Here is a 19,666-nt window from a genome sequence, read left to right as displayed (position 1 = left end):
CTTACCACTCAATCCCTTCTACTGGCATTGGGTTTTCGTTGATTTCGATCTTAGCTACTTTTCCATTACGAACATGGATAATTTTATCCCCCATCGGTGCAATAGCTAAGTTGTGGGTAATCATAACGACCGTCATCCCCATTTTACGACATGTATCTTGTAATAATTTTAAGATTGCTTTTCCGGTATTGTAATCTAATGCACCGGTTGGTTCATCGCATAATAATAATTTTGGATTTTTGGCCAATGCTCGTGCAATAGCAACACGTTGTTGTTCTCCACCCGACATTTGAGCAGGAAAGTTATTTTTACGATGTCCAAGTCCCACTGCCTCTAAAACCTCTTGAACATTTAACGGATTTTCACAAATCTGAGTTGCTAGTTCAACATTCTCAACAGCTGTTAAATTTTGAACTAAATTATAAAACTGAAAGACAAATCCGATGTCATGACGACGATATGTAATTAATTCCTTATTTGAATAATTATTAATTTCGTTTCCATCAACTAAAATCTTTCCACTGCTGGCATGGTCCATTCCACCTAATATATTTAAAACAGTACTTTTTCCCGCTCCACTTGCCCCAGCAACAATGACAAATTCACCTTTATTAATGGAAAAATCAACACCGCTTAAAGCTTCAATTTCAACTTCTCCCATTTTGTAAACTTTTTTTACATCTTTAAACTCAATGTAACCTGCCATCTTATCACTCCCTATTTTGTTTCCTTATATTTTTAGCATCCTGAGATAGCTTACTCACAGATTTGAGCATTAATGCTAAATAAACAGATTATTGACTTTTGAACATATGTCTATTATTATTCATTTTAATAAAATGTACAATAATCAATCTTTTACACCGTGTTAAATAATCAACATTCTTTAACTATATGTTCAATAAATAAAAAAAGAAGGGATTATATAAAATGAAACCTAAACTAGAAGACCGCCGTGTTAGGAGAACAAAAAAACTATTAAAAGAAAGTTTTATTGAATTAATGTCTGAAAAACAAATCAAAGATATTACGGTAAAAGACCTTACTGAACATGCTGATTTAAATCGTGGAACTTTTTATCTTCACTATCTCGATATCTATGATTTATTAAATCAGCTTGAAGATGAAGTCATCGAAAATGTTTCAATGATGATCCAAGATTTTAATTTTAGGAATTCTAATCAATCGACTTATTTATTACTAGAACAACTCTTTGAATATATTTATGATAATAAACATATTTTAAAAACCTTTTTGCAGAGTCATTCACAAGGACATTTTTTTAATAAAATCCAACTCTTAATTAAAACGATAGGGCTTGATACACTGAAAAATCTTTATCAAGAAAGTGATTCTATTGAGTATACTTTATTCCTATCCTTTGTTTCAAATGGCGTTATTGGTGTTACAGAACAATGGATTTCTGATGGTATGACCCTAACACCAAAAGAAATGGCACTATTAATTGATAATATTATCAATCATGGTGCCAAAATCCTTATTCAAAAATAAAAAAAGAACTGTATCCTGTGATACAGTTCTTATACAAAGAAGAAAGACAAAAAAAGTAAACTAAAAATGAAAAAATTAAGCGCATAAATAGCGGTAGAGAAACTTAGGAGAAGAAGAACTTCTACTCTTCTATCATATACAGTTATTCGCGATGTTAGACTGTTTTTTTTATTTTCTCCTATCAATCGTCAGTTTTTTTAAATTAATTTGATTTTTTTGTTGCATTTTATCTCTATACGTGTTATTCTATAAAACCAACCCCTTGCGTTAAGACAAGGAATGTTTCGAAGGTTGAAGGAAGAACAATTTCCACGTACTGTTCTTGATGTGTTTTTGCATATATCATCGTCGGTAATGATGATAACCGAAGCATTCACAAAAAGGAAGTAATTACCACAAAAGATAATTACGAGCGCTTTTTCATAAATAGAGCTCAGATTGACAACATAAATGATGAGAGTCATCTCCTCACAGAAACCAATATGAAGGCTAATTCCTTAGATTCCTAAGGAAACGTGGCCACTAGGCTCTGTTTATTTTTCTTGTTTAAACGCACATGCGTTTTATAGGAAGAAGGCCTGTAAAACCTTTGGGGTTAATAAAACACCAAAGGAGGAATTTGTAATGAAACAAATTCAAATGTTAAAAGATGCAGCAAAAGGTTTAGTAATTGGAACAGCTTTATTCTATGTTACACCACATGTGATTAACATCATCGCAATGTCAGTTGCAACAAAATAATTTCATAAAAAATCCCACGATTACATATCGTGGGATTTTTTATTATTGTTCTAAATGATTATTTGGATGATTAATATTATCGACAAAATCTTTTGCTTTCTCCATTAAATCTTCTGTTTTATTAGCTACTTTTTTAGAAGCATGTTGAACACCTTGTACCATATCCTCTGCTAACTCTTCAGCACCACGAGCTGCTTTTTTAGCACCTTTTGAAATACCGTGAGCCATATCTTCCGCTAACTCTTCAGCACCACGAGCTGCTTTTTTAGCTCCATATTTTAAATCTTCAGCTAAATCTTCAGCTTTATTTGCCACTTTTTTAGCTAAATGTTCTGTATCTGTTACAACCTTTTCATATTTATCATGAGTTGACATAAGTATACCTCCTTAAATTGACTATAAGACCGTTTGAAGTGTTTCTCTTAAAATATCCACTGATTTATGAAGTTGATCGCGTTCTTCTTTTGTAATATTTAAATTATATACTTCACGTACTCCATTACGATTAATAATGGCAGGAACTCCTGTGAAGATATCTTTAATTCCGTATTGTCCATTTAAATAAGCTGAAACTGGTAAAACACAATTTTCATCATTTAAAATAGCTTTGACAATACGTGTTGTACACATCCCAATACCGTAATAAGTTGCACGTTTACGATCGATAATGTGATATGCTGCATCACGAACATTCACATAAATTTGCTCTAAATCTTCAAATTTATATTGTGGATCGTCTTGAATAATATCTAGTAAAGGTTTTACCCCAACTGTTGTGTGAGACCATAAAGGTGTTTCTGTATCACCATGTTCCCCAACAATGTATCCATGCACGTTACGTGGATCCACATTTAAATATTTACCAATTTCATGTCGTAAACGAGCTGTATCAAGCGTTGTACCTGTCCCGATGACACGATGACGTGAAAGACCCGATTCTTGCCAGGCAACATATGTTAAAACATCTACTGGATTACTTGCAATTAATAAAATTCCATTAAATCCTGATTTCATCACATTTTTAACCACATCGCGCATAATTTTAGCATTACGTTCAACTAAAGCTAAACGTGTTTCTCCTGGTTGTTGATTAACACCAGCTGTTACGACAACAATATCTGCAGTACCACAATCAGCATAAGTTCCTGCCCAAATTTCAGTTTTATCAGGAGCAAAGGCAATACCATGACTTAAATCCATTGCTTCTCCTTCTGCTTTATCATGGTTAACATCAATTAAAACTAGCTCCTCAATTCCACCTTGATTAATAATTGAGTACGCAAAACTCATTCCAACAAAACCTGTTCCGACTAATACAACGCGTCTTACTCCACTTTTCAACTTTTACACCTCTAATCAATCTTACTTTTATTGGTAGCCTCTTTAGAGTCACGCTACTATCTTTAGTATTTAAATCAACATCAGATTTATGCGAAAAAAATTGAATTTTGGTGAATTAAACTAAATTACGTAAAATAAAAAAACTATTGAATTGGCTAACTAAATCACACAACTGATCCCTTATTTTTCTACTATACGAACCTTATCCCTTTCCGCACTTTAATCAGCTTAAAAAAATGAAGATTACCTCTAAAAAATTTATCAAATCATTAAAAATATATCCAACTTTTGAATTAAATTTAAATTTCATTTTTTAGATATAGCTTTGAGTTATATATAAAATTATCTATTTTTACCTTCCATTAGATGTGCTATACTTATTTCAATTCATACATTTAGGGGGCTTTCTTCATGGAACAATTTAGCTTAACAATTGATCCACAACCATACAGAGATTTAGCTTTTTGTTATTGTGGAATGCATGAATGCGAACCTGGACATTCGTATGGTCCAGCTATCCGTCCAACCTTTTTACTTCATTTTGTTTTAAAAGGTAAAGGTGCCTATTATTTAAATGATCAAAAATACGAAATTAAAAAAGATCAATGCTTCTTAATCCGCCCTAATGAATTAACTTTTTATCAAGCTGACCAAGAAGATCCTTGGGCTTATATTTGGGTTGGCTTCGATGGACAGATGGCAAAAAAATATTTAGAACATGCTGGTTTTATTGATAATCGCTTAGTATTAAATGTCCATGATTGTGAAACCTTGAAGTCCTATGTCGCAGAGATGTTAAATTGTAATAAATCAACTCATGCGAACGAATTAAAATATCAAGGGCTTCTTTATCTCCTTCTTTCTAAACTCTCAGAATCGAGTCATATTCAAACAAAACAACCAAGCCTTCAAGAAGATAATCACTATGTGAGTAAGGCCATTGAATTTATCGAAAATAATTACTTTAACTATATTAAAGTGAGCGATATTTCCCACTATCTATGTTTAAATCGCACTTATTTAACTTCACTTTTTCAAAAGCATTTAGGAATGTCCCCCCAGAACTTTTTGATTCAATTTCGAATGACTAAGGCGGCAGATTTATTACTTCAAACCGATTTATCTGTCGCTAATATTTCGCACTCTTGTGGATACAGTGATCCCCTTGCTTTCTCAAAAGCTTTTAAAAAAGCAAATGGGATTTCACCAAGTGAATACCGTCATTTAAACCATTAAAAAGCCAGGATCGCCTGGCTTTTACTGTATATGATAAGGTTGTAAGTCATTAATGAAAGGTAATTTTTCTAGTAAATACGTTGCTAAATTAACCCCAGGCCCTACAAACAGAGTCAAAATAATTGTTCCACCCCCAATAGGACCTTGCAATAACAAAGCAATAATCATACAAATAGCATCCATCATTAGTTTAGCTGTTCCAATTTTCAGGTTACTTACTTCGCTAATAGAAACCGTAATATCATCATTTGGATGAGCCGGTAATTTAGGCTTTAAGTAAAGTGCTAATCCTGTGCAGACCAAAATAACAGCGATACTAAATACTACAATTTTTTGCATTAACGTTTCAGGTACAATAGGACTCACAACAAACACCCAAAACTCAGTTCCGATAGCCATAAAAAAAGCCGTAATCAACGTTGTGAACTTTGGTCTTTCACATCTGATACAAGTTGAAATCGCAATTGCTAACAAAGCCATGACAAAAATAACAATTGAAAGGTTAATATTAAGTCGGTGAGCCAAAGCGAAATTAATTGAATCAATCGAACCTGCTCCTAAATCAGATTGTACCGTCAACGAAACCCCAAGTGTTAACATCATAATACCTATCAAATACAAAACATAATCCCTCTTATTTCTCTTCATCTTTTTATCCCCTCTTTTACTAAATCATAACTAATTATAGCGTTTTCTAAAAGAGTTAAACATCTCAAAATGTTTGAATTAGATGGTCAAATGTTAGGTATTGAATAAGAAAAACTCTCGCCCTGATGTGCGAGAGTTTTTCTTATTTATGCCCTATTGATGTGACTTGTGTTAATTGAAACTCACTATTGTTTAAAGAAATGTTAAACGCCTGTCCAAATCCTTTAACAAGACGACCTTTAAGTGGGACTAACTCAAAGAAATCAAAGTCTAATGTTTTTAAAACCATCATCATTTGAGCTCCTTGTCGTCCACCAAATAATTCTAATAACTCCTTGCTTGACTCAACTTTTGAAGCTATACATTCAAAAGAAACGCGTTCTCTTGCAAAGACCGTTTTACAAGCTGCTTCATCTTCAATTAGCATGACTGAACACTGTGGATTTTGCACTAAATTATGATAATGTGCAGCAGCCTTACTAATATAAATATAGATTTTTTGATCTTTCATCATAAAAGGTGCATAACTAATTTCAGGCATTTTATTTTCATTTAATGAACTAATCATTAAACTTTTCTGATTTAATAATGTTTCCATTTCTTACATCCTTACTATTTGATATTTAATATTTTTTCAATAACGAAAAGCATCCCTCTAAATCCCATATAGGGCGTATATGGATAAATCAAAACTTGATTTAAATTAGGGTTACTAACCTGTAACTCTAATTTAGCTTGATGTTCCATCTCTAAGCTTGGACCATCTCCACAAATCATGAATAGTTCTTTTGATTTTAAATATTTTATTCTTTCTAATTCAGGGCGACCGGATATCCAATCTGCTTCTACTTCCGTTTGGTACAATACTTCTAAACGATCAGTAGCAAGTCCTAGCTCTTTTAAAATAGCGTCAAATCCTAGCACCGTATCATAGTCACCAAAAATCGCGCATTCCTTTGTTTCTTTATAAAATAAAAATTTACGTTTTAAACTAAACAAATGCTTTTTTACTGCTTCAACTTCTGCATTTAGATACTCTCGATTCACTTCATACCCATCGATTTTATTAACTGCTTCAATAAAATCAATCGTATTTTGAAGGCCATATACATGGTGATAAATATACGGAATTCCGTAAGTTTTCTTCATCCACTTAGCAGCTTTCAAGGCTTCTTTGCGCATAACAATATTTAAAGACGCACGACTAGCCTGTTCAATTTCTTCAACAGTTGTCTCACATGTGAAAACTGTTTGAACTTCCTTGTTAAAGAAGAGCTTCATCATACGTTTCATTTCTTCAACATCAGAAGCATAATTATATTTATCAATCGTACAGCCTAAAATATTATATTTATTAACATCACGAGGATAATCACCAACTAACTTCTTCACGAGTAATTCTAATGTTTGTTCAACTCCAATATGATATTGATGCTTAAGTCCTCCAGTCGTGATGGCAATAAGTTTAGACTGAACTTGACTTTGTAAATCGCTACACACACTCTCAATATCCGCACCAATAATTGAGGAAATCGAAGAAGCCATGACAAAAATGTATCGAGGTTTAATATTCTCATCAACCTCTAAAATAGCTTTTTCTAATCGATCATACTTTCCAAACGTTACATCACTTTGATCCATATGGGTTGAATAAATGCGGGAACCTTCCCCTGCATTCAAACTTCCAATTCCCTCAACTGCATAGTGAGTTGTTCCTGCAGGGCCAAACTCAATGATACAGGTATCTTTAATCGAACAAAGTGTCCAAATCGACCCCATCCGATCATTTGCAACCGGATAATATTTACATAGCTGCATGTTTGCCACCTCCCATTGGTTTAGAATCTTCAGTCATTAACTTAATCATATCTTGCATGACACCAATTGGGAGCTCATAACCGATTTTTTGAGCGTGAGCATCAAAGGTCATTTGCATCATTCCTTTTTGTTTTAATAACATTGGACTTTCATGACCTACATACAAATCTGCCCCAATCGTATCGTATAACTCTCGTAATGGCGCAATATTTGCAATACGACTAATATAAGGATTATAGCCTTTGTCTAATAAACTCTCCTTATAAGGTGAATCTTGCTCATATAATTCTCGTAATTGAACAAAGACGGGTTCTAAGCCTAAATCACTTAAGAAATCGACCATTTCAAGTGCCATCATTGGCGTATTTCCATAAATTAATTTTTTCCCTTTTAATAGTGAATAACATTTCATGGCTAACTGTTCGTAACGTGCCTTAACTTGTTTTAAATCTCGTGAAAAATCAATTTCAAGTATTTTCGATAACTCTTCATAATTTTTAGAAATAGTCTCTACATTTAAATGCTTATCAAAGTATAGATACTCAATATTAAATTTTCGCTTCATTTCTTTCGCTAAATCTAATCCAATCATATCTGTAACAATGTTTAACTTAGCAGTTGGAGCCTTTTTTATTTCAGCTATTGTACAACTTGAAGGGATAACGGTTTGGATTTGAACATCATATTTTTTTAATAACTGTACAAGTTCTGTTTCCTCTACCTTATCCTGACGATGTCCAATAATATTAACTCCTTCTTGTACCTCAACTTTTTCCATCGCATGACTTAAAGACTTTAAGGCTCGTGACATACCAGGAATATGTGAATTACATTTAAAATGTTCAGTGTTCACAACAAATATCGGAATCCCTACCTCTTCCTCAAGTGTATAAGGAATAGATGAATAATCCTCCCCTATTAACTCTGGAACACATGTCGTAACGAGCATGACTGCATCAGGATGTTCTATTTCAATAATCTCTTTTACTGCCCTCTCAACCTGTGCCACGGCACCAAATACGACTTCTTTATCATCAAGCACTAATGAATAAACACTATCTTTTCCTTTTTGACGATGATAAGCAAAGTTTTTCGTATAGTACGTACATTCACTTGTTCCAATGACAATCATTGTCATATTTTTAACATAAGATGCCGTTAAGGCAACGCCAAATAAAGGGCAATGTGTTCCTGGGAAAATAGCATGTGATAAACTTTTAATATCTTGGTCCGTCTTAATTTCACTCAGACGATTTAAACTCTCTAATGTATACATAACGATCCTCCTTTAAGCGGTCTTAATCGTTTGAATCGGATGAATACGCGGTTTATTTGAAATAGGATCGTTATCAATATCACATTCAATTTGATAAACATGCTTAATCATCTCTTGATTAATGGTTTCTACCGGTGTTCCATCTGATACGATTCTTCCTTGTTTCATAATCACTAATCGATCACTATATCGGCTAGCTTGGTTAAGTTCATGTAATACCATCACAATGGTTATCTTGAATTTCTCATTGATTTCACGCACAAGTTCCATAAGCTCAAGTTGGTGTGAAATATCAAGATAAGTCGTTGGTTCATCGAGCAGTAAAACATCAGGTGTTTGACAAAGGGCCTGTGCAATATAGGCCCTTTGTCGTTCACCACCAGATAAGGACCCAATAGGTTTATGTTTATAGTGTGCTAGCCCTGTTTGTTCAATTGCCCATTCTACTAATTCTTGATCTTCTGTCGTCTTACATTCAAACCATTTCTTATGTGGTAAGCGACCAAAATAAACAAGTTGCTCAACGGTTAAATCAGTCGGTGCTAAATTATGTTGTGATAACAAACATATTTTTTGAGAAATAAATTTATTTTTAAGTTTGGACAGCTCGTTATTTTCCAGTAAAACAGCCCCTCCCATTGGTTTAATCATACGTGATAATGTTTTAAGTAACGTTGACTTTCCACACCCATTTGGACCAATAATCGAGACCACTTGTCCTTTTTCAATTTTTAAGTTCAAATCTTTAATAATGATTTTATCCTCATAGCCAGCTGTTAAGTTCTTTGCTTCAATCATACATCAGTTCCCCCTTTTTCTTAATAAATATAAAAAGAATGGACCGCCTACAATCGACATAATTACCCCTACTGGAATTTCAATTGAACCACCTACTGTTCTTGCAAGTGTATCTGCAATTAAAAGTACAATTCCGCCAAGGACCATACTAAATGGAATCGTATATTTATGATCACTTCCCATTAACATTCTTGAAATATGTGGAACAATTAATCCGACAAAACTAATAATTCCAACAACAGCAGTCGAGGTAGCTGCTAAGAAAACAGCAACTAGTGAAATAATAAGTCGCGTTCGATTCACATTGAATCCCAAATTTGTCGCAGATTCTTCTCCAAGTTGTAAAACATTTGCACTTCGAATTAAAAATAAAGACAAGATTAGTCCAATGACGGAATACCAAACTAACATGTGAACATCTTGCCATGTTTTTGTTGCAAGACTCCCATTTAGCCATAAAATCGCACTTTGAATTTTATCACTATATAGTGTGGATAATAATGAGATAAAGCCTCCTAAGATCGTATTAACAGCAACCCCTGCTAAAACAACACGTTCAGGCTTTAATCCATTTTTCCATGCCATCATAAAAACTAATGCACAAGCAACACATCCTCCAATAAAGGCAGCAACAGGTAAGATACTTGCTAATTGTGGGGCTGTTAATAAAATGACAATTGCTGCGACACTAGCTCCACTTGAAACCCCTGTAATTCCTGGGTCTGCAAGTGGATTTTTCATCACTGATTGGAGTAAAATTCCTGAAACAGCTAAATTTGCTCCGACTAATGTCGCTAAAATATTTCGTGGTAATCGCATTTTATAAACAATGGTTGTCACAACCTTGTTATCGTTATTTTTTAAGGCACTTAAAATTTCACCTAAACTTAAATTAACACTCCCCACCGTTGAAAAGACAAAAATCAAACTCAGTAAAGTGATGAAAGATAAGATAATAATGATATATTTTTTATCTATTCTCATTTTTAGTTACCGTATAAGATTTCTCCAAGTTTTGTGATTGCTTCTGTTACTTTTAAATTTGCTGAAACATTGAAGATAGTTGAATCTAAATCATAAACTTTCCCATCTGCAACCGCATCTAATTGTTGATAAGCTTCATTTTTATCAAATGCTTCATCGAACATTTTAGATGTTTCTTCGATATTTCCGTGGGCAAAGCGTAAAACATAATCAGGATTTTGTGCTAAAATTTGTTCTAAACTGAATTGGATATATGCTGATTCAATGTTTGTATCAATCTCTGATGCAATATTAATCGCACCTAATGTTTTTGCAAGGTCTCCTAAATAAGAACTTTCTGTTGCTAACATGAAGTTGTCACCAGCACCAAAGATGATCGCAACTGTTGGGGCTTGTTCTGTTTTATTTGCTAAAGCAACTTCCTCAGCTTGTTTTAATTGATTCAATAAAGTTGTTGCTTCATCTTGACGATTAATCGCATTCCCCAATTCTTTAATACTATTTAAAAACGCAGTGTATGTTCCTGTTTCAAAGAAGAAGGTATTCAATCCATACTCAGTTAAACTTTCCTCTACACTTGATTTAAAGCTAGCATCCATGATAAATAAATCAGGGTTTAATGATGCAACAATTTCTAAGTCTGGATTCATTGCTTGTCCAACTTGCGGTAAATCTTGATATCCATCAGGTAATGTTTGTGATGTTGCTGGTACTCCTAAAACTTCTGCATTTAATTCTGCTAACACTTGTGTTGCCGATACAGTTGCTGCAACAACTTTGATTTCTTCTACTTCTTTTTCAACATCTGTTGTTTCTTCCTCTTGTTTTGTACTTGATGATGTCTCATCCACAACTGGTATTTGCTCTTCTACTTCTGTTCCTTTTGATGATTGACATCCGACTAATAATGTTGTTGATACTAAGATCATTGATAATAAATGTTTAAATTTCATAACTCTTCCTCCGATATTTTGATATTTAAATAGCCTGTGTTAATTTAGTTGCTAATTCTAAATACACATTCGCCATTTGACTCTCTTTAATCTTTTCAATAACTGTTTTCCCATCATTTTCTGATAGTTGTACATCTTTATCACGTGGGATGTAATGGAAAATCTGACTATCGATTTCTGTTGCTAATTTTTCAACTAATTCAACTTCATTTTCAACATTTTTAGCGTTGAGAATTAAGCCTTTTAATCTAGCATAGCCTCGATTTTTAAATTGATTGATCGCTGTTGATATATTACTAGCAGCATACATCGACATCATTTCTCCTGATGTTACAATATAAACTTCTTCTGCATATCCGTTGCGAATAGGCATTGAAAATCCACCGCAAACAACATCACCTAAAACGTCATAAATTACGATATCAGGTTGATAAAATTCGAATGCTTTTAATTCTTCAAGTTTCTCAAAAGCGGCAATAATTCCTCTGCCTGCACACCCAACTCCAGGAGTTGGTCCCCCTGCTTCAACACACAAAACACCGTTATAACCTTCAAAGACAATATCTTCAAGTTTTGTGTCATCTCCCTTTTGATTCATGACCTCTAAAACGGTTGGAATAAATTTCCCATTCATTAAATTTTTTGTTGAGTCAGCTTTTGGATCACATCCAATTTGCATGACTTTGTATCCGAGTGTTGATAAAGCAGCTGATAAATTAGAGGTTGTTGTGGACTTACCAATTCCACCTTTCCCGTAAATAGCTATTTTTCTCATTGCTTTTCTCCTTATTTTGTAGCATAATATAAAACATAATTGATAATCATTATCAATAGTTATTATAATGTAGCCAATTAAAACTTGCTTGAACAATATATAGAATTTTTGTAACTATATTAATTTGTTTTTGAAAACTAACTATTCTGGGGGAAATCATATGGATAAAATCCAACAAGTGTTATCTGATTTTTATCATTGTTTAACCATTCCAATCTCTTTTTTTAATGAACAAAAAAAAATGATTTTGAATCATGCAATGACACCAAATCTTAATAAGATATTAGATTCTTCTAATCTTTTTGACGACTATCAATCATCTAGTTCATCATTAATTTACATTTGTCGAGGTGAAAAAATTCACTTCATTCTTTCTCCTCTTTACCAATATAAACAACAAAAAGGATTATTCGTAATAGGACCCTTTCATAGTGATGAAAATTTAATAAATAGCAATATTCCATTTAAACCACATTGCTGTTTAAAATCAATCGGAAAATTATTTGAAAGTATTGTTCGTCATCGCCTGTTTGAAAAACATCAATTTCATTCCTCTGTTAAAGAAGGAATCTATTTTATTCACAAATATTATGAAAAAGATATTAAACTAGATGAGGTTTGCCAGTATTTAAACCTTAATAAAAGTTATTTTTGTTCCATTTTCAAATCAGAGACGGGCATGACATTTTCACATTTTTTGAATCGTGTACGAATTGAAAAAAGTAAACAGTATTTAAAAGATAACCAATATAGTATTTTAGAAGTAGCCTTAGCAGTCGGATTCAATAATCATAATTACTATAGTTCTACATTTAAAAAACTTACAGGATTAACTCCTGCACAGTATCGACAAAAAGTTTCAAATGAATAAAAAAGGCTTCTCTTAGATATTTTCTAAGAAAAGCCTTTTTTTACTTTATATTAAATCAATATGATCAATGCTTTCAATTCTAATGATTTTTGTCGTTAATTTTTTCTTTTGATCTGTGAAACTTATCTTAATCCATTCTTCATCAACATCAATTATTTCACATTCAAAATTCACTTTTCCTGCAAAGGCTAATGCTCCTTCACAACTCATGATGCAGTGTTTTCCAACTAAATCACGAATTATCTTTGACATTACTTGATCCCCCTCTAAATTTCTTTTGAGTTTATTAATCCGTTTTTCAAGTATTTGAACACGTGCTGGATAGCTACTATAAACAAGTATTATAACGAAAGCTAGAAATCCAAAATACTCCAAGTTCCATCGCCTCCTTACCTCATAATTAATTATACGTATCTGCCCTCTAAAATATATAAGTCCCGATTAATTTTCTATAGAAGAAAAGATTATCTAAACTATCGTTCATCAAGATATCAACGCATTTAAATAACTAAAACTCAATTTTAATATCTGGGTATTAATCATTTAGGATATAGTATTAAATTCATACCTAATATACAGATTTTTGAAACTGCTTGAGATCTGATTGTTTCTAAAAATAAAGATTTCGTATATGATAAAATAATGAGGTGAATTTTATGAAGAATAAAGTGATTATTCGTCGGGAAATTTTACAAAAAAGAGATGCTCTTTCAGATTGCGAAAGAACCCAAAAAAGCGAACTTATTTGTCAGCGATTAATGACTGATAAACGATTTATAGCGGCTGAGACAATTTTAGTTTACATGCCAATTAAAAGTGAGGTCTCAACCATTCGGTTAATTGAGAAAGCCTGGACACTTAATAAACGAGTTGGACTTCCAAAAATTCAAGGTGATGAGATGAATTTTTATGAGTGTCGTGATTTTAGTGAGTTAAGTTTAGGCGCTTTTAATATTCTTGAACCTAAAACCGAAGTATTAATTGAACCATCTCATGCATTATTGATTATGCCAGGTGTCGTTTTTGATCAGCATAAGCATCGAATTGGATACGGCAAAGGATTTTATGACCGGTATTTAAAAAATCACCCTAATCTTGAGACCATCGCTCTTGCTTTTGATTGCCAAATCATTGATTATTTCGAGGCAGAAGCTCACGATATAGCGCCAAATTTCATCCTAACGGAAAGTCATACTATATAATAAAAAGGTCACAGATATGAATTTCTGTGACCTTTTTATTATTTTAAATAATTCGTTCCAAAATCAATTAAGGATCTAAAATCAATTAATCGACAAACAGCTCCACCAATACTTGCTTTTTTAACTTCAACTGCTTCTTCATAAGCAGCTCCTAATTCATTAAAAGAACTTGAATCAAGTGCTAAATCTTCAAATTCTACTAAAGTACGTTTCCCATTTTTCATGATAACTGCTTCGTGTTTAACTGTTTCACGGCAGTTTGCAAAATACTCAGCTAAATGCAATGCTGTAACATTTTCATAGTCTACCCCTAGACATAAAACTTTAGCATCTTGAGCATATAACTTTTGTAATGGTGAACCGTCCCCTAACATTGAATTTAGACGATGATTATTTAAATACCATTCAGCCTTACGTCCTGTTGCAATAAAAGAAGCGACAGGATGTGCACTTCGGCTAACATTTTGGCTCATTGCAAAAGTACAAGCAATTTCACCAGATTCAATTGGAGATAGATTAACATCATAAGCCGGCGTATTCTTTTTAATTTTATCTTGCCACTTAGTTGGTAAATCTAAATCGAAAAAACTCGGACACACTTGGTCGAGACGATGACTTGGCATAATAACGGTTGTATGATATCCCGTTACCTCATAAATTGCTTCAATTACTGTTTGTGCCCCACCAATAATAAAATTGAAACTTTTTAAATTACTATAAACCATTAAAAGCTCAGTGTTTTCTACACCTAACTCTTTTAGCCCTTTAATTAGGTCGTTTTTAGTAACAGGTTTATTTGTTTTGCTTACTATGTCTTTTAATATCATCATGCTCAACCCTTCCCATTTATTCTAATTCTCTTTATTAAGAATAAGTTTGCTCCCACATAACGCCTATCCTTAATTCATTCCTGTTCTAAGCCTAGCTAATACCCCATTGCCAACTTATTACCTACATTGTATAAAACTTTATACCATTTGAAAAGTGGGCATTCGCACACAAGAAAAAAGTACCATAAAAAACAAAAAGCTCCTATTCCATTTAAAAAGAATAAAAGCTTTTTTACAATTAACTATTTTTTATGCATTTGATCAATCTTCTTAACTTTCTCAACCCTTTGAACATATTTTTCAACACTTGAAAGATAATCCGTATGCATCCACGTTTTGACAATCTCGAGAGCAATTGCTGAACCAATAATTTTTCCACCCAAGCATAAAACGTTTGTATCGGAATGAGAACGAGCCAAGCTCGCACAAAAGGGGTCTTGGCATACAGCCGCATACACCCCCGGTACTTTATTTGCAATCATTGCACTTCCATAGCCAACACCATCGACAAAGATTCCGCGCTCTACTTCTTCATGACTTACAGCTAAAGCTGCTGGATAAACGTGATCAGGTAAATCACACGCCTCCTGACTATTTGTTCCAAAATCTACAACTTCATGACCTTCATTTTCTAAATATCTCTTAATTTCTTCTTTTAAATCATGTCCTGCATGATCACATGCCATTCCAATTTTCATCCACATCACCTCAAAATATCTAAACTTTAAATCATCTATCTTGATTATAATTATCCATTTCAAGGAATTTATACTAATTTTCAATCTAAAAAAGAGCCGGACTATCCGACTCTTTCATTTACGCGATTATTATAAAGTGATTGTTGCTTTCCATAATCCGTGTAAGTTACACCAAGCATAAACTTCTACTTCACCTTTGAAATCTCCGATTGGGAAGATTGCTTCTGGTTTTTCAGTTGCTTTGATTTCACGACGCATTACTAAATCCGAAGCTTTTACAGCTACGAATGGAATCCAGTGTTTTTCGATGCTTGGATGCTCTACTTCACCAACAGAAACTTTTAATACCCCATTTTCAACAGTTGGAACTGGCATGTGTTTTTCAACAGCAGCTTCAGTTGAGTTAGGTACTAATTCTTCCATTTTTTTACCGCAGCACATTACTGGAACTTTATGATCTTCAATTAATTCAATGACATTTCCACAAGTTGGACAAATATAAAATTTCATTGTTATTCCTCCATTTAATTGGTTTATTTTTCTTTTTAACTATATTTATATTATAACGATGACTCTTTAAAACTACAACCAAAATGCACTCAATTTTTATAAATAATAATTATTATTAATATTATATGATGCATTTTAAAAAATAAAAAAGAGTAATCACTTATAGTGTGATTACTCTCGATTTTTTTATAACTGCAATTCTGGTTTTAATTCACAAAATTCTGATTTTAGACGTGGCATAACTCTAAAATATGAATATAAGAGCCAGACTGTTGCACCTACCCAAGCAAATGGACTTGCTAAACAAACGCCCGCATATCCGATTAATCCCGGCAACGTAAAAGCAACACCCGTACGCATAATTAATTCCATTACACCCGCAAACATAGGTGCTACTGTGCTTCCAAGACCTTGTAAAGTAAAACGATATAAGAATAGTAATCCTAAGATTGGGAAGAAGGTTGCCACTGTATTTAAATATTGTTGTGAATAAGTTAAAACTTCAGTTCCTTCTGTTTCAACAAAGAATCCAACAAAGTAAGTTCCAAAGAAGACAACAATTAAAGCTGACACAACATTTACACATAATGTTAAAATTGTAGCCTGTTTAACCCCTTGACGTACACGTCCAAGCTCTCTCGCTCCGATATTTTGAGCTGAGAATGTTGCCATCGTCATTCCAATTGCAATAGATGGTTGAATTACTAACTGCTCTACTTTTGTTGCCGCTGTAAAGGCTCCAACAACTGTTGATCCAAAACTATTAATTGCCACTTGTAAAATCATAACCCCAACTGCTGTAATTGAATATTGTAACGCCATTGGAATTGAAACTGCCATAAGTTCTTTAACCAATAATCTATCCAATTTAAAGTGGTGCTTTTGTAATGTAAGGATATCCGATTTTTTCTTCATGTAAACGAAACATAAAAAAGCTGATAATCCTTGAGAAGCAATCGTTGCAGCAGCTGCTCCCGCTACTCCCATATTAAAGTTAATAATTAAAACTAGGTCTAATACGATATTTGTAATGGAAGCAATGATTAAAAAATAAAGTGGTGTTTTACTATCTCCAAATGCACGTAAAACCGACGCTAATAAGTTATAAGAAATAGTGGCAATAATTCCACCAAAAATAATACTTACATAGGTATTCGCATCAGCTAAAATATCAGCTGGCGTATTCATAATTTGTAATAACGGCTTAGCAAAAATCATGCAAATAATGGTGATAATGACTGTTGCGATAGCTGACAGGTAAATAGACATTGCAGTTGCCTTTTTTACCCCTTCCTCATCATTAGAACCAAATCGCTGTGATATAATCACTGAAAAACCATGAGTTAATCCATTAATAAAACCTAAGATTAGAAAAACTAATCCTCCTGTTGCACCAACTGCTGCTAAGGCTTGAACCCCCACGAACTTTCCAACAATCGCTGTATCCACCATACTGTATAATTGTTGAAATAAATTTCCGATTAAAATCGGAATCATAAATGCCAAAATTAACTTAATTGGACTCCCTTTCGTCATATCCGTCATCGTTTTCTCTCCTCCTCTTTTATACTCTATATCCAAAATTTTTCAAAATTCTATAACATCTTAACAGTGGTCTAGAAATATGTCAATGGGTTCCCTACGCTAAGTAGCGAGCCAAAGGCTCACTACTTAGCTTTCCTCCACTAGTAGGGCAATTCCTCATAATAGCTTGCCACCCTATTAAACAAAAAATTATACCCCAACTTTTGGGGTGGGACCCCCCAGCGATTAACTATTCCTCTACTGCTGGAGCACTCCTTTATAGCTGTCGGCCTTCCCATTAATTAAAGGCTCACTACTTAGCTTTCCTCTACTAGTCAGGCAATTCCTCATAGTAGCTTGCTACCCTATTAAACAAAAAATTATACCCCAACTTTTTTTGGGGGAAAAGTTTCCTCAACTATTGGGGTGGCCCCCAGCTATTGGCGTTAGACAATCTATTCTTCCACCGCTGGGACACTCCTCTATCATTGTCTGCCTCTATATTAAGCAAAAAACAACGGAATCTCTATGAAACACTCCTTAACATCTTACCATTTAATTCCTTGTTCAAAATTAAAGAAATTATCTGGATCGTACTTAGCTTTTACCAATTTTAATCTCGGTAAATTTTCTCCATAGTATTGTTTTTCATAGTTTTGTTGGGCGATTGGGAAATTAATAAAGGATCCTTCTGTATAAGTCGATAAAATTTTAAATCGTTCTTCTACCCACTGACGGTTAGTTGGCGCATATTTCGACTCTTCCCAGACCGATTGGAATCCTAAAATAAAGATAGCATCGCGATAATAATATGCACTTTCTTGTGGACTAACATCAGACACGGCTCCACCTACTCCATAAAACGTAATCGCTGTGTATAATGAACCTTCGGCACGTACCTCAATTAAATGAAGCATCTCTTTTAATTCTACCTCTGTGTAATGACGATAAATAAATCGTCCACCTGAACGATACTTTTCAAAATCAGGATGAGAATCTTGGACTGCACGATTCGCTTCAAGCACTGACATATAATCTAAGTCATAATCTGTCCCATCATTAAATTGATTTAGCAATGCATCGGCTTCTTCTTTCGTTCCATAAAAGATCCCCGTTAATCTAACACCTTGTCCCTTTGTTTCAGAATTATACATCGCCATTTTTAAGTTTAAACGACGATCTAAGTCTTTAAAAAATTGTTGATAACGGCTAGCCACCTCAATCACTTTTTCTACACTAACGCGTTGATAATCAATGTTAACCAATGTACACATCGCCATTTTTTCTGGTAACTTATATGTCAACTTTGTTACAACACCAAAGTTTCCACTACCACCACCTTTTAAAGCCCAATATAAATCAGGATTCATTTGATGATTGGCTACTAGCTTGTCTCCCTTATAATCAATGACTTCAGCTTCAATTAAGCTATCACATCCTAAACCGTATAAACGGCTTGAATATCCCCAGCCTCCACCAAGCGTAAATCCAGCGACACCTACCGTTGGACACCCTCCACCTGGAAATGGATATCCTGCACCGCAAACAGCTTCATATAATTCACGATTTCGAACTCCACCTTCAACGGTAACGATTTGATTGACTTCATCCAACTTTATTTTATTTAAATGACTTACATCAATGACTAGAAGATCATTACCTGTTGAATAGCCTTCATAATGATGAGATCCTGAGCGAATACGAAATGGTATCTTATTTTCTTTTGAGAATTTTAAGGCATTCATAACATCCTCTTCATTTTGACAATAGACAATAGCTTGTGGATATTTTTGAATTGCTCGATTCCAAGCTTGTCGACTTTCTTCGTATTCAAAATCATCTTTCGTTATAACTTTTCCTGTTAACTTTTTAAAGTTCATTTTTCACACCTTCAATCTCCTAAACTCATTAACATATTAGTATACCTTAAAAGTATTCTCAAAAGAAAG

At 33.6% G+C, this 19,666-nt stretch carries 21 protein-coding genes; 4 read left to right on the top strand and 17 right to left on the bottom strand.

Annotation, left to right across the window (positions count from 1 at the left end):
- Position 1: 1 nt before the first annotated feature.
- Entirely contained in the window at positions 2-706 is a 705-nt protein-coding gene (locus HLK68_RS07510) for an ABC transporter ATP-binding protein (protein ID WP_006784201.1), read from the bottom strand.
- 224 nt (positions 707-930) lie between these two features.
- Between HLK68_RS07510 and HLK68_RS07505 the strand changes: the two genes are divergently transcribed.
- Positions 931-1,512, top strand: a complete 582-nt coding sequence (locus HLK68_RS07505) for a TetR/AcrR family transcriptional regulator (protein WP_006784202.1) — start codon at positions 931-933, stop codon at positions 1,510-1,512.
- A gap of 783 nt (positions 1,513-2,295) precedes the next feature.
- Here HLK68_RS07505 and HLK68_RS07500 read toward each other — a convergent pair.
- Both HLK68_RS07500 and HLK68_RS07495 read right to left on the bottom strand, forming a co-directional pair.
- The gene (locus tag HLK68_RS07500) at positions 2,296-2,628 is read right to left on the bottom strand and encodes a hypothetical protein (protein ID WP_006783745.1); all 333 of its coding nucleotides are present in this window, start codon (positions 2,626-2,628) and stop codon (positions 2,296-2,298) included.
- A 21-nt stretch (positions 2,629-2,649) separates the two neighbouring features.
- Entirely contained in the window at positions 2,650-3,594 is a 945-nt protein-coding gene (locus HLK68_RS07495; protein ID WP_006783744.1) for an L-lactate dehydrogenase, read from the bottom strand.
- Positions 3,595-4,005: 411 nt separating this feature from the next.
- On the opposite strand from HLK68_RS07495, the gene HLK68_RS07490 reads away from it, so the two are divergent.
- Positions 4,006-4,830 carry an AraC family transcriptional regulator gene (locus tag HLK68_RS07490; protein WP_132942540.1) on the top strand — a complete coding sequence of 275 codons (825 nt, stop codon included), beginning with the start codon at positions 4,006-4,008 and terminating at the stop codon, positions 4,828-4,830.
- A gap of 21 nt (positions 4,831-4,851) precedes the next feature.
- On the opposite strand, the gene HLK68_RS07485 is transcribed toward HLK68_RS07490, so the two are convergent.
- The 8 genes from HLK68_RS07485 to HLK68_RS07450 all read right to left on the bottom strand — a co-directional run bounded on the left by HLK68_RS07485 (position 4,852) and on the right by HLK68_RS07450 (position 12,082).
- The gene (locus HLK68_RS07485; protein WP_006783742.1) at positions 4,852-5,478 is read right to left on the bottom strand and encodes a YczE/YyaS/YitT family protein; all 627 of its coding nucleotides are present in this window, start codon (positions 5,476-5,478) and stop codon (positions 4,852-4,854) included.
- Between the two features lie 142 nt (positions 5,479-5,620).
- Complete coding sequence (locus tag HLK68_RS07480; protein WP_006783741.1) at positions 5,621-6,076, bottom strand: HugZ family pyridoxamine 5'-phosphate oxidase; 456 nt, start codon at positions 6,074-6,076, stop codon at positions 5,621-5,623.
- A 14-nt stretch (positions 6,077-6,090) separates the two neighbouring features.
- Positions 6,091-7,296, bottom strand: coding sequence for a nitrogenase component 1 (locus HLK68_RS07475; RefSeq protein WP_006783740.1), 1,206 nt, complete (start codon positions 7,294-7,296; stop codon positions 6,091-6,093).
- Positions 7,283-8,572: a nitrogenase component 1 gene (locus HLK68_RS07470; RefSeq protein ID WP_006783739.1), complete on the bottom strand. Its 1,290-nt coding sequence runs from the start codon at positions 8,570-8,572 to the stop codon at positions 7,283-7,285. Before HLK68_RS07470 ends, HLK68_RS07475 begins: the two co-directional genes overlap by 14 nt.
- A 12-nt stretch (positions 8,573-8,584) precedes the next feature.
- A complete protein-coding gene (locus HLK68_RS07465) occupies positions 8,585-9,370 on the bottom strand; it encodes an ABC transporter ATP-binding protein (protein WP_006783738.1) in 786 nt (261 codons plus the stop codon).
- Positions 9,371-9,373: 3 nt separating this feature from the next.
- Positions 9,374-10,354 carry a FecCD family ABC transporter permease gene (locus HLK68_RS07460; RefSeq protein WP_006783737.1) on the bottom strand — a complete coding sequence of 327 codons (981 nt, stop codon included), beginning with the start codon at positions 10,352-10,354 and terminating at the stop codon, positions 9,374-9,376.
- Positions 10,355-10,356: 2 nt separating this feature from the next.
- On the bottom strand, positions 10,357-11,307 hold the full coding sequence (locus tag HLK68_RS07455; RefSeq protein ID WP_006783736.1) for a helical backbone metal receptor: 951 nt from the start codon (positions 11,305-11,307) through the stop codon (positions 10,357-10,359).
- Between the two features lie 25 nt (positions 11,308-11,332).
- Positions 11,333-12,082 (bottom strand): nucleotide-binding protein, encoded by a 750-nt coding sequence (locus tag HLK68_RS07450; protein ID WP_006783735.1) that lies wholly within the window; start codon positions 12,080-12,082, stop codon positions 11,333-11,335.
- A gap of 160 nt (positions 12,083-12,242) precedes the next feature.
- Here HLK68_RS07450 and HLK68_RS07445 point away from each other — a divergent pair, with 160 nt between their 5' ends.
- On the top strand, positions 12,243-12,953 hold the full coding sequence (locus tag HLK68_RS07445; RefSeq protein ID WP_006783734.1) for a helix-turn-helix transcriptional regulator: 711 nt from the start codon (positions 12,243-12,245) through the stop codon (positions 12,951-12,953).
- Positions 12,954-12,998: 45 nt separating this feature from the next.
- Here HLK68_RS07445 and HLK68_RS07440 read toward each other — a convergent pair whose 3' ends face one another.
- Positions 12,999-13,205 carry a hypothetical protein gene (locus HLK68_RS07440; protein WP_006783733.1) on the bottom strand — a complete coding sequence of 69 codons (207 nt, stop codon included), beginning with the start codon at positions 13,203-13,205 and terminating at the stop codon, positions 12,999-13,001.
- 404 nt (positions 13,206-13,609) lie between these two features.
- On the opposite strand from HLK68_RS07440, the gene HLK68_RS07435 reads away from it, so the two are divergent.
- Positions 13,610-14,155: a 5-formyltetrahydrofolate cyclo-ligase gene (locus HLK68_RS07435; protein ID WP_055164544.1), complete on the top strand. Its 546-nt coding sequence runs from the start codon at positions 13,610-13,612 to the stop codon at positions 14,153-14,155.
- A gap of 38 nt (positions 14,156-14,193) precedes the next feature.
- Here the strand turns inward: HLK68_RS07435 and HLK68_RS07430 are convergent, their stop codons facing one another.
- From HLK68_RS07430 to HLK68_RS07410, 5 genes are all read right to left on the bottom strand, one after another.
- Positions 14,194-14,985, bottom strand: coding sequence for an aminoglycoside N(3)-acetyltransferase (locus tag HLK68_RS07430; RefSeq protein ID WP_006783630.1), 792 nt, complete (start codon positions 14,983-14,985; stop codon positions 14,194-14,196).
- A gap of 242 nt (positions 14,986-15,227) precedes the next feature.
- Positions 15,228-15,683, bottom strand: a complete 456-nt coding sequence (locus HLK68_RS07425; RefSeq protein ID WP_006783631.1) for an RpiB/LacA/LacB family sugar-phosphate isomerase — start codon at positions 15,681-15,683, stop codon at positions 15,228-15,230.
- A 129-nt stretch (positions 15,684-15,812) separates the two neighbouring features.
- Entirely contained in the window at positions 15,813-16,193 is a 381-nt protein-coding gene (locus tag HLK68_RS07420; RefSeq protein ID WP_006783632.1) for a desulfoferrodoxin family protein, read from the bottom strand.
- Between the two features lie 186 nt (positions 16,194-16,379).
- Positions 16,380-17,738: an MATE family efflux transporter gene (locus HLK68_RS07415; RefSeq protein ID WP_006783633.1), complete on the bottom strand. Its 1,359-nt coding sequence runs from the start codon at positions 17,736-17,738 to the stop codon at positions 16,380-16,382.
- 527 nt (positions 17,739-18,265) lie between these two features.
- Positions 18,266-19,597, bottom strand: a complete 1,332-nt coding sequence (locus HLK68_RS07410; RefSeq protein ID WP_006783634.1) for an FAD-binding oxidoreductase — start codon at positions 19,595-19,597, stop codon at positions 18,266-18,268.
- Between the last annotated feature and the right edge of the window lie 69 nt (positions 19,598-19,666).

This window comes from Turicibacter sanguinis, from assembly GCF_013046825.1.
GTDB lineage: Bacteria > Bacillota_I > Bacilli_A > MOL361 > Turicibacteraceae > Turicibacter > Turicibacter sanguinis.
Note: the sequence above shows the minus strand (reverse complement) of the source record. Positions and strands in the feature narration are given on the sequence as shown.

Bases quoted from the DNA above. Each gene is read 5' to 3' on its own strand.
- HLK68_RS07510 (WP_006784201.1), bottom strand. From the start codon at position 706: ATGGCAGGTTACATTGAGTTTAAAGATGTAAAAAAAGTTTACAAAATG.
- HLK68_RS07505 (WP_006784202.1), top strand. From the start codon at position 931: ATGAAACCTAAACTAGAAGACCGCCGTGTTAGGAGAACAAAAAAACTA.
- HLK68_RS07500 (WP_006783745.1), bottom strand. From the start codon at position 2,628: ATGTCAACTCATGATAAATATGAAAAGGTTGTAACAGATACAGAACAT.
- HLK68_RS07490 (WP_132942540.1), top strand. From the start codon at position 4,006: ATGGAACAATTTAGCTTAACAATTGATCCACAACCATACAGAGATTTA.
- HLK68_RS07485 (WP_006783742.1), bottom strand. From the start codon at position 5,478: ATGAAGAGAAATAAGAGGGATTATGTTTTGTATTTGATAGGTATTATG.
- HLK68_RS07480 (WP_006783741.1), bottom strand. From the start codon at position 6,076: ATGGAAACATTATTAAATCAGAAAAGTTTAATGATTAGTTCATTAAAT.
- HLK68_RS07475 (WP_006783740.1), bottom strand. From the start codon at position 7,296: ATGCAGCTATGTAAATATTATCCGGTTGCAAATGATCGGATGGGGTCG.
- HLK68_RS07470 (WP_006783739.1), bottom strand. From the start codon at position 8,572: ATGTATACATTAGAGAGTTTAAATCGTCTGAGTGAAATTAAGACGGAC.
- HLK68_RS07465 (WP_006783738.1), bottom strand. From the start codon at position 9,370: ATGATTGAAGCAAAGAACTTAACAGCTGGCTATGAGGATAAAATCATT.
- HLK68_RS07460 (WP_006783737.1), bottom strand. From the start codon at position 10,354: ATGAGAATAGATAAAAAATATATCATTATTATCTTATCTTTCATCACT.
- HLK68_RS07455 (WP_006783736.1), bottom strand. From the start codon at position 11,307: ATGAAATTTAAACATTTATTATCAATGATCTTAGTATCAACAACATTA.
- HLK68_RS07450 (WP_006783735.1), bottom strand. From the start codon at position 12,082: ATGAGAAAAATAGCTATTTACGGGAAAGGTGGAATTGGTAAGTCCACA.
- HLK68_RS07445 (WP_006783734.1), top strand. From the start codon at position 12,243: ATGGATAAAATCCAACAAGTGTTATCTGATTTTTATCATTGTTTAACC.
- HLK68_RS07440 (WP_006783733.1), bottom strand. From the start codon at position 13,205: ATGTCAAAGATAATTCGTGATTTAGTTGGAAAACACTGCATCATGAGT.
- HLK68_RS07435 (WP_055164544.1), top strand. From the start codon at position 13,610: ATGAAGAATAAAGTGATTATTCGTCGGGAAATTTTACAAAAAAGAGAT.
- HLK68_RS07430 (WP_006783630.1), bottom strand. From the start codon at position 14,985: ATGATGATATTAAAAGACATAGTAAGCAAAACAAATAAACCTGTTACT.
- HLK68_RS07425 (WP_006783631.1), bottom strand. From the start codon at position 15,683: ATGAAAATTGGAATGGCATGTGATCATGCAGGACATGATTTAAAAGAA.
- HLK68_RS07420 (WP_006783632.1), bottom strand. From the start codon at position 16,193: ATGAAATTTTATATTTGTCCAACTTGTGGAAATGTCATTGAATTAATT.
- HLK68_RS07415 (WP_006783633.1), bottom strand. From the start codon at position 17,738: ATGACGGATATGACGAAAGGGAGTCCAATTAAGTTAATTTTGGCATTT.
- HLK68_RS07410 (WP_006783634.1), bottom strand. From the start codon at position 19,597: ATGAACTTTAAAAAGTTAACAGGAAAAGTTATAACGAAAGATGATTTT.